This window comes from Actinospineispora spinosispora DSM 44797, assembly GCF_000429025.1.
Lineage (GTDB): Bacteria > Actinomycetota > Actinomycetes > Mycobacteriales > Pseudonocardiaceae > Pseudonocardia > Pseudonocardia spinosispora.
Genome location: NZ_AUBB01000020.1, coordinates 173236 through 183557, shown reverse-complemented (window position 1 = coordinate 183557; position 10322 = coordinate 173236). Strand labels below are relative to the sequence as shown.

The window sequence follows — 10322 nt, the reverse complement described above, 5'->3', positions numbered from 1 at the left end:
CGAGGGAGAACTCTGATGGTAGAGAGCGACAAGCTGCTGGCCTACCTGAAGCGGGTGTCGGCCGAGCTGTACGAGACCCGGGAACGCCTGCGCAAGCTCGAGGCCGGGGAGCAGGAGACCGTCGCGATCGTCGGGATGGGCTGCCGGTTCCCCGGCGGTGCCGACAGCCCGGAGAGCATGTGGCGGCTGCTGGCCGAAGGCAGGGACGCCACCTCCGGGCTCCCCGCCGACCGTGGCTGGGCACCCGACGTCGAGATCGATCCCGACTCGGCGATGTGCCGGGGCGGCTTCGTGCACGGCGCGGCCGAGTTCGATGCCGGGTTCTTCGGGATCAGCCCGCGCGAGGCACTGGCGACCGACCCCCAGCAGCGGCTGCTGCTGGAGACCTCCTGGGAGGCGTTGGAACGCGCGGGCATCGACCCGAGATCACTACGGGAGTCGTCCACCGGTGTCTTCGCGGGCGCGACCTTCTCCGGGTACCCGGCCGGCGCGGCAGCGGGGGCGGGCATCTACCAGCTGACCGGGACGGCCGCCAGCGTCATCTCGGGCCGGGTCGCGTATGCGCTCGGCCTGGAAGGGCCCGCGGTGACCGTGGACACCGCGTGCTCGTCGTCGCTGGTCGCGCTGCATCTGGCCGCTCAGGCGCTGCGGTCGGGGGAATGCACGCTGGCCCTGGCGGGCGGGGTGACCGTGATGGCCGTGCCTTCGGCGTTCTCGGAGGTCTCCCGCCTGGACGGACTGGCCTCGGACGGGCGCTGCAAGGCGTTCTCGGCGGCCGCTGACGGGATGGGCTGGGCCGAGGGCGCGGGTGTGCTGGTCCTGGAGCGGCTCTCCGATGCGCGCCGCAACGGGCATCCGGTGCTGGCGGTCCTGGCCGGGAGCGCGGTGAACTCCGACGGTGCCTCGAACGGGCTGACCGCGCCGAACGGTCCGTCGCAGCAGCGGGTGATCCGGGCAGCGCTGGCCGCCGCGCGGTTGTCGGCCGGCGATATCGACGTGGTGGAGGCGCACGGGACCGGTACGAAGCTGGGCGACCCGATCGAGGCCCAGGCGCTCTTGGCGACCTACGGGCAGGACCGTCCGGTAGATCGGCCGCTGTGGCTGGGTTCGGTGAAGTCCAACTTCGGCCACACCCAGGCCGCGGCAGGCGCGGCCGGGGTGATCAAGGTGGTGCTCGCCCTCCGCAACCGCCTGCTCCCACCGACCCTGCACGCCGCCGAGCCGTCGCCGCACATCGACTGGTCCGGCGGGCAGGTACGGCTGCTCACCGAGGCGACGCCGTGGCCGGCCAACGGGCAGCCTCGGCGGGCCGGGGTGTCCTCGTTCGGGATCAGCGGAACCAACGCCCACGTGATCCTCGAGGAGGCGCCCCACGCCGAACCGTCCGGCACCGACCCCGAGCACCCGGCCGACGCCGGCCTTCGGCTGTTGACCGGCCCCGCCACCGCCTGGCTGGTCTCGGCGCGGGACGCCACCGGCCTTGCGGCCCAGGCCGAGCGGCTCGGGGAGCTGACCCGCACCGGGGAACCCCTCGACCCGAAGGACGTGGGCTGGTCACTGGCCACCACCCGGTCGGCGTTCGAACGGCGCGCGGTGCTGGTCGGTGAGCACCGGCACGAGCTCACCGAGGGACTGTCCGCCGTGGCCGAGGGCCAGCCGGCGGCGGGCCTGGTCAGCGGCACAGTCCCGCCCGGCGGCGACACGGGGCTCGTGGTGTTCGTGTTCCCTGGCCAGGGAAGTCAGTGGGTGGGCATGGGCCGGGAGCTGGCGGCGGCGTCGCCGGTGTTCGCGGCCCGGTTGGCCGAGTGCGGGCTGGCGTTGAAGCCGTTCGTGGACTGGGACCTGGACGAGGTGTTGGCCGGGGGCCCGGGTGCACCGGGCCTGGAACGGCTGGATGTGGTGCACCCGGTGCTGTGGGCGGTGATGGTGTCGCTGGCGGCGGTGTGGCAGGCCGCCGGGGTGCGGCCGGACGCGGTGATCGGGCACAGCCAGGGTGAGATCGCGGCGGCGTGCGTGGCGGGTGCCCTGTCGCTCGCGGACGGCGCGCGGGTCGTCGCCCGTCGCGGTCAGGCGATGCTCGCCATCGCCGGTGAGGGTGGGGTGCTCTCTATCGCGGCGCCGCTGGGCGCGGTGGAAGCCCGGCTGCGCACCGGGGACGGTCGGGTGGACGTGGCGACCGTCAACGGTCCCGAGGCGGTCACGGTGTCGGGTGCGGTGGAGGCGCTACGGACGTTGGCGGCCGAGTGCGAGCGGGACGGGGTCCGGACCCGGTTCGTGCCGATGGACTACGCGCCGCACGGCGTGCAGGTGGAGAGCATCCGCGATGCGGTGCTGGCCGCGGTCGAGGGGATCGTCCCCGGCCACTCGGCGATCCCGGTGGTGTCGGGCATGACCGGTGACTACCTCGACGGCGCCGACCTGGACGCGGGCTACTGGTATGCCAGCCTGCGGTCGACGGTTCGGTTCAGCCGGGGTGTCGAGCGGCTCGGGCGCGACGGGTACGGGGTGTTCGTCGAGGTCTCGCCGCATCCGGTGCTGACCTCGGCGATCGCGGCCACCCTTGACGGCGTCGAAGGACGGTCCGCACCGGAGCCGGTCGTGACCGGGACATTGCGCCGGGACGACGGTGGTCCGCGCCGGTTGCTCGCCTCCCTGGCCGAGGTCCACGTGCACGGTGTCCCCGTCGACTGGCCCTCGGTCCTGCCTGCCGGCCGGGGTCTCGCTCTGCCCACCTACCCCTTCCAGCGTCAGCGGTACTGGCCCGACACCGCCACCCGAGCCGACGTCGCCTCGGCCGGTCTGGGACCGGTCGGGCACCCCTTGCTCGGCGCCGCGATCGAGCTGGCCGACGGTGACGCACTCGTGTTCACCGGGCGGCTCTCGCTCCGGTCCCATCCCTGGCTGGCCGACCACGAGATGGGCGGCACCGTCTTCTTCCCCGGGACCGGTTTCGCGGAGCTCGCGGCCGTCGCCGGAGCCCGGGTGGACTGCACCCGGATCGACGAGCTGACCATGGCCGAGCCCCTGGTGCTCTCCGCGCACGATGCGGTCCAGGTCCAGGTCACCGTGGGTGGCGCCGACAGCGACGGGCGCCGGACGGTCGAGATCTTCGCTCGGCCGGCGGACGCCGGCATCGGGTGGACCCGGCACGCCACCGGGCGGCTCACCGCGGCAGGACCGCCGGCCGACCTCGTCGACGACGACTTCGCCGTCTGGCCGCCGACCGGTGCCGCCTCGGTACCGGTGGACGGCGAGTACCGGGACCTCGCCGCGGCCGCCGGGTTCGGGCCCGCCTTCCAGGGACTGCGGGCGGTCTGGCGCCGCGCGGACGACATCTTCGCCGAGGTCGCCCTCCCCGAGCCGATCGCGGGCGACGCCGGTGACTTCGGCCTGCACCCGGCCCTGCTGACCGCCGCGTCGCACGCACTCTGGCTGGCGGTGCCGACGGTCGGTGCCGATGCCGTGCAGATGCCGTTCTCCTGGTCCGGGATGTCGTGCTACGCGGTGGGTGCCTCGGTGCTGCGGGTCCGGCTGCGACAGTTGCCGGGCGGGGCGTTGTCGCTGGTCGCGGCGGATGCGACCGGTGCGGTTGTGGTGTCGGTCGATTCGTGGGCATTCCGCCCGGTCGCGGACGCGGACGCGGCCGGTGGCGCGCTGCGCCAGTCCCTGTTCAGCATCGAATGGATCCCCGTCCCGGACTCGGCACCCGCACCCGGTGGGCCTTGGGCGGTCCTCGGTCCCGATCGGCTGGCGCTGACCGAGGCCCTCGGCGCAACCGGTGTCGCGGTGCGTGGCTACCCCGATCCGGCCGGGCTGGCGGCCGCGATCGATGCCGGTGACCCGGCGCCGGAGCTGGTGCTGGCCGCCATCGGGACGGCATCGCACGACCGGTCCGGGACGGACGAGGCACGATCCGCCCGGCAGGTCACCGGGCAGGCGCTGGAACTGGTGCGGCAGTGGCTGGCGCTGGACCTGCCAGCTCGACTGGCCATCGTCACCCTCGGCGCGGTGGCGACCCGGCCCGAGGACGGAGTGGCCGATCTGGGTGCCGCCGCCGCCCGGGGCCTGCTCCGCTCCGCACAGACGGAGAATCCGGGCCAGCTGGTCCTGGTCGACCTGCCGGCCCACAGCGACGCCGAAGTCTCGGGCGGGACACTGGCGGCCGCGCTGGGCAGTGGGGAGCCTGAGCTCGCGCTTCGCGGGGGCCGGGCCTACGGGCGTCGGCTGACCCGCCCGCCGACCGTGGCGGCCCCGGCCGACCCCCTGGCGCCGTCCCGTCGCCCCGGTGCGGTCCTGGTCACCGGAGGTACCGGGAAGCTGGGTGGTCTCACCGCGCGGCATCTGGCCGTGACCGGCCGGGCCGGCCACCTGATCCTGCTGAGCCGCTCCGGTCCGGCCGCCGCCGGAGCCGCGGCACTGGCCGCGGACATCGCCGCCGCCGGGGCCGGCGTGACGGTGGTGGCCGGGGACGCAGGAGACCGGCCGACCCTGGCCGCGCTGCTCGCCGGAACGTCCCTGCTCGCCGGAACGTCCCTGTCCGGCGTCGTGCACACCGCCGGGGTCGTCGACGACGGCGTCATCGGCTCACTCACCGCCGAACGTGTCGACGCCGTGCTGCGGCCAAAGGCCGACGCGGCCTGGGCGCTGCACGAGCTGACCCAGTGCCTCGACCTGGACCTGTTCGTCCTCTTCTCCTCGGCGTCGGCGACCTTCGGCGCGGCCGGGCAGGGCAACTACGCGGCAGGCAACGCCTTCCTCGACGGGTTGGCCGAGCGCCGCCGCGCCGCGGGCCAAGCCGCGGTCTCACTGGCCTGGGGAGCGTGGCTGGCCAGTGAGGGCATCGGCCGCAACCTGAGCAAGGGGCTGCTCGACCGGGTCACCGGTACCGGTGCCGGCGAGCTGTCCGCTGACGAGGGCCTCGCGCTGCTCGACCTGGCTCTGGGCCGGGACGAAGCGGTCCTGATGCCGGTGCGGGTCGACGTGGCCCGGCTGCGCGCCCAAGCCCGCCAAGGCGTCGATCTGCCGGTGCTGTTGGCAGGACTGGTCGGGCCGGCCCGGCTGGCCACGGTATCGGCAGAGGCGCGGGAGGCCGGCGGCGACGCGCTGCGCCGGCAGCTGGCCGGGGTGTCCGAGGCCGAGCGCGGCCGCGTGCTGACCGACCTCGTGCGGGTCCACGTCGCCGCTGTACTGGGGCACGCCTCGGCCGGCGCGGTCGAGCTGAACCGAGCCTTCACCGACCTCGGTTTCGACTCGTTGACGGCCGTCGAGCTGCGCAACCGGCTGAGTGCCGTGACCGGACTGCGGTTGCCGGCCACGCTGGTCTTCGACTACCCGACGGCCGCCGTGCTGGCCGGTCAGCTGGCTGAGCAGCTGCTCGGCCAGCGGGCCGCCAAGCCGACGGCCGCGGCCGAGGTGCGGGCCGGTGAGCCGATCGCGATCGTGGGGATGGCCTGCCGCCTGCCCGGCGGGGTCGCCGACCCGGACTCGTTGTGGGACCTGCTGACCGCCGGTGGCGACGCGGTCACCCCGCTGCCGCTCGACCGGGGTTGGGACATCGACGGCCTCTACGACCCCGATCCCGACCGGGCCGGCGCCTTCTACTCCCGAGCAGGCGGGTTCGTCCACGACGCGGCCGAGTTCGACCCAGGCTTCTTCGGGATCAGCCCCCGCGAGGCGCTCGCGATGGACCCGCAGCAGCGGCTGCTGCTGGAGATCTCCTGGGAGGCGCTGGAACGGGCCGGGATCGACCCGATGACCCTGCGCGGCTCGGCGACCGGGGTGTATGCCGGTGGCACCACCTGGGGATACGGGCTCTTCAGCCCGGCCGGCGCGGAAGGACACCTGATCACCGGTGGCGCGACCAGCGTGATCGCCGGACGGGTCTCCTACACGCTCGGCCTGGAGGGCCCGGCGGTCACGATCGACACCGCCTGCTCGTCCTCGCTGGTGGCGGTGCACCTGGCCGCCTCGGCACTGCGCGCCGGGGAGTGCTCGTTGGCCCTCGCGGGCGGCGTGACGATCATGGCGACGCCGGCCGGGCTGGTCGGGTTGTCCCGGCAGCGCGGCCTGGCGAGGGACGGGCGGTGCAAGGCGTTCTCGGACTCGGCCGACGGGATGGGCATGGCCGAGGGCGCCGGGATGCTCCTGCTGGAGCGGCTGTCGGATGCGCGTCGCAACGGGCATCCGGTGCTGGCGGTGGTGGCCGGGAGCGCGGTCAACCAGGACGGCGCCTCGAACGGCTTGACGGCGCCGAACGGTCCGTCGCAGCAACGGGTGATCCGGGCGGCGCTGAACACCGCGGGGCTGTCGGCCGGCGATGTCGACGTGGTGGAGGCGCACGGGACCGGGACCGAGCTGGGGGATCCGATCGAGGCCCAGGCGCTGCTGGCGACCTACGGCCAGGACCGGCCGGGTGACCGGCCGCTGTGGGTCGGTTCGGTGAAGTCGAACCTGGGTCATACACAGGCCGCGGCGGGGGCGGCCGGGGTGATGAAGATGGTTCTGGCGCTGCGCCACCAGCAGCTGCCGTTGAGCCGGTACGCCGACCGGCCGGCGACCAACATCGACTGGTCGGCCGGGCACGTCCAGCTCCTGGCCGAGGCCAGGCCGTGGCCGGTGAACGGCCGGGTCCGCCGGGCCGGGGTGTCCTCGTTCGGCATCAGCGGAACCAATGCTCACGTCATCCTCGAGGAACCGCCCGCCGTCGAGGAGACTCCCGCGCGGTCCCGTCCGGAGCCGGTGCTGACCGGGACGGTCGGCGCGTGGCCGGTGTCCGCCCGAGGGGGACCGGCGCTGGCCGCGCAGGCGGGTCGGCTGGCCGAGTTCGTCGGGGCCCGTCCCGAGCTGGGGGTCGCGGACGTGGCCTGGTCGCTGGCCACCACCCGCTCGTCCTTCGAACACCGGGCGGTGCTGCTCGGCCGGGACCGTGACGAGCTGCTCGCCGGACTCTCGGCCCTGGCCGCCGGTCGGCCGGCCGCGGGTGTGGTTCGGGGAGGCGCCTCGGCCGGAGGTGGCCGGGTGGTGTTCGTGTTCCCGGGTCAGGGTGGGCAGTGGCTGGGGATGGGGCGGGACCTGGCCGCGTCCAGCCCGGTGTTCGCGGCGCGGTTGGCCGAGTGCGCCGACGCACTGTCCCCCTTCGTCGACTGGGAGCTGGCCGAGGTGCTGGCCGGCGCTCCTGGTGCGCCCGGGCTGGAGCGGATCGACGTGGTCCACCCGGCGTTGTGGGCGGTGATGGTGTCGCTGGCGGCGGTGTGGCAAGCAGCCGGGGTGCGGCCGGACGCCGTGGTCGGGCACAGCCAGGGAGAGATCGCGGCGGCGTGTGTGGCCGGCGTGCTGTCGCTCTCGGACGGTGCCCAGGTGGTGGCCCGCCGGGCCCAGGCGATGCGTGCGATCGCGGGCCGGGGCGGGGTGCTGTCGGTCGCCGCCCCGCTGGAAGCTGTGGAGGCGCGGTTGCGGGCCGGGGGCGGTCGGCTGTCGGTCGCGACGGTCAACGGCCCCGAGGCGGTCACCGTCTCCGGTGCGGTGGACGCCCTGCGGTCGCTGTCCGCCGAGTGTGAGCGTGACGGGGTACGGGCCCGGTTCGTGCCGATGGACTATGCGCCGCACGGGCCGCAGGTGGAGGCGATCCGGGACGCCGTGCTGGCGGCGGCGGACGGGATCACGCCGAGGCCGGCGTCGATCCCGATCGTCTCGGGGATGACCGGTGAGTTCCTCGAGGGACCGGAGCTGGACGCCGGATACTGGTACACGAGCCTGCGCTCGACCGTCCGGTTCACCCGGGCGATCGGGACGTTGGACCGAGCCGGGTACGAGGTGTTCGTCGAGACCTCGCCGCATCCGGTGCTCGTGACCGCGATCGGTGCGACGCTCGAGAACACCGGAGCTGACGACGGCCCGGCGCAACCTGGCGCCGACCGGCCCCGGAGCCTTCGCCGGACTCCGGTGCTCACCGGGACACTGCGGCGCGACGACGGCGGCCCGAACCGGCTGCTGGCCTCCCTCGCCGAGCTCCACGTCCACGGCGTGCCGGTCGACTGGGCCGCCGTCCTCCCGGCCCGCGAACGCGTCGACCTCCCCACGTACGTCTTCCAGCACCAGAGATTCTGGCTGGAATCGGTGCCGACACCCGCTACCGCCGACCCCGTCGAGACCCGGTTCTGGGCCGCTGTCGAGCACGACGACCTGGCCGGCCTGACCGAGGCGCTCGCGGTCGACGCCGACAAGCCGCTGCGTGAGGTCCTGCCCGCGTTGGCCTCATGGCGACGGCGCGAACGCGGCGCCACGGTCACGTCCGGCTGGCGGTACCGGACGTCGTGGCGCGCCCTGCCCGACCCCGAGCCGGTGCCGCTGGCCGGGACCTGGCTGTTGGTCGCCACCGCTGCCGAGCGGAACTTCGCGGTCACGTGTCGCAGGGCGCTGAGCGAGGCTGGCGCCGACGTCGTGCTCGTCGAGGCCGTACCGGACGAGACTCGCGCGGAGCTGGCTTCCCGACTCGATCCGGACCTGGCGCCGGCGGGGATCGTCTCCCTGCTGGCCCTCGACGAGACACCGCTGCCCGGGGCGCCGGCGGTCGCCGCCGGGCTGGCCGGCACCCTCCGGCTGATCCAGGCGCTGGGCGACCAGGGGATCGGGGCACCGTTGTGGGCACTGACCAGGGGTGCCGTGGCTGTCGAACCCGCTGAGCTGCTCACCGCACCCGGCCAGACACCGGTGTGGGGGCTCGGCCGGGTGGCCGGCCTGGAACATCCCGACCGGTGGGGCGGCCTGATCGACCTGCCCGCCGAGCTGGACCGGCCGGCCACGGACCGGCTCGTCGGGCTACTCGCCGGTGGTGGCCGCGCCGGTGCCGTCGAGGACCAGGTGGCCATCCGGGGAAGCGGACACTATGGCCGCCGCCTGGTCCGGGCTCCCCGGACCGCTCCGGCGCCGCACTGGGTGCCGCCGGGCACGGTCCTGGTGACCGGTGGCACCGGAGCCATCGGCGGCCGGGTGGCCGGTTGGCTGGCCGGCCGTAGGGCGCCTCGGATCGTCCTGTCCAGCCGCTCCGGGCCGGCCGCGACCGGGTCGGCCGCACTGGCCGCCCGGCTGGCGGAGGCCGGGGCCGCAGTGGACATGATCGCCTGCGACACCGCCGAGCGGGCGCCGACCGCTGAGCTGTTGGCGCGGATCGAGCGGTCCGGGCCGACCCTGTCCGCCGTCTTCCACGTCGCCGGGACCGGCCAGACGATCCCGCTCGACGACCTCACCGTCGACGGGCTGGCCGAGGTTGCCACGGCCAAGGTGGCCGGGGCGGCGAACCTGGACGAGCTCACGGCAGACCGGAATCTGGCCGCTTTCGTCCTGTTCTCCTCTGGCGCCGCGGCCTGGGGCAGTGGCCTGCAGGCCGGGTACGCCGCGGCCAATGCGTACCTCGACGGACTGGCCGAGAACCGGCGGGGCCGAGGCCTTGCGGGGACCTCGGTCTCCTGGGGCCTGTGGGGTGGCGGCGGGATGGGGCACGGCGAGGGCGGGGCCCAGCTCCAGCGGCTGGGCCTTCGCGAGATGGATCCCGACCTGGCCATCCGGACACTGGCCGACATCGTCGACACCGCTGCCGCCGACAGCGTGTCCGGCGACACGGCGACGGAGACGGTCGCCGACCTGGACTGGGCCCGATTCGCGCCGGTGTTCATGCTGCACCGAGGGAGTGCCCTGATCGGAGATCTGCCCGAGGTGAGGCGGGCCATGGCCGGGGACTCGGCCGAGGGCCGCGACGACGCTGCCGGAGGCGGCGCCGCGCTCGTGCGGCAGTTGAACGGGTTGTCCCGCGTCGAGCGGGAGCGGATGCTGACGGAGCTGGTCCGAGCCGAGGCCGCCGCCGTCCTCGGGTATGCCTCGACGGACGACGTGGAGGCCGACCGGGCCTTCAAGGACCTGGGGTTCGACTCGCTCACCGCCGTGGAACTGCGCAACCGGCTGAACACGGCGACCGGGTTGACCCTCCCCGCCACGTTGATCTTCGACTATCCGACACCGGAGGAACTGGCCGGCCACGTGCGGACCGTGATGAGCCCGGACGAGGACACCGGGGAGCCGTCGATCATCGCCGAGATCGACCGGCTGCGGTCCACGCTCTCCTCGGCGACCGCGGACCTCGAGACGCGCGACGAGGTCACCAAGCTGCTGCGAGGAATGCTCTCGAACTGGATCGACATGCATCAGGCCAACAGACCTGACGACACCGGTATCCAGTTCCACTCGGCCACGCCCGACGACGTCTTCAGTTTCCTTGACCAGGAACTCGGGCTTCCGCCGTCGGCGCCGCAGACCAACTGACCTGCTGA

Annotated in this window: 1 protein-coding gene; it reads left to right on the top strand. The window is 74.3% G+C overall.

The features are described from left to right. The first annotated feature begins 12 nt into the window (after positions 1-12). Entirely contained in the window at positions 13-10314 is a 10302-nt protein-coding gene (locus G406_RS58720; protein ID WP_425414574.1) for a type I polyketide synthase, read from the top strand. Positions 10315-10322 lie beyond the last annotated feature (8 nt).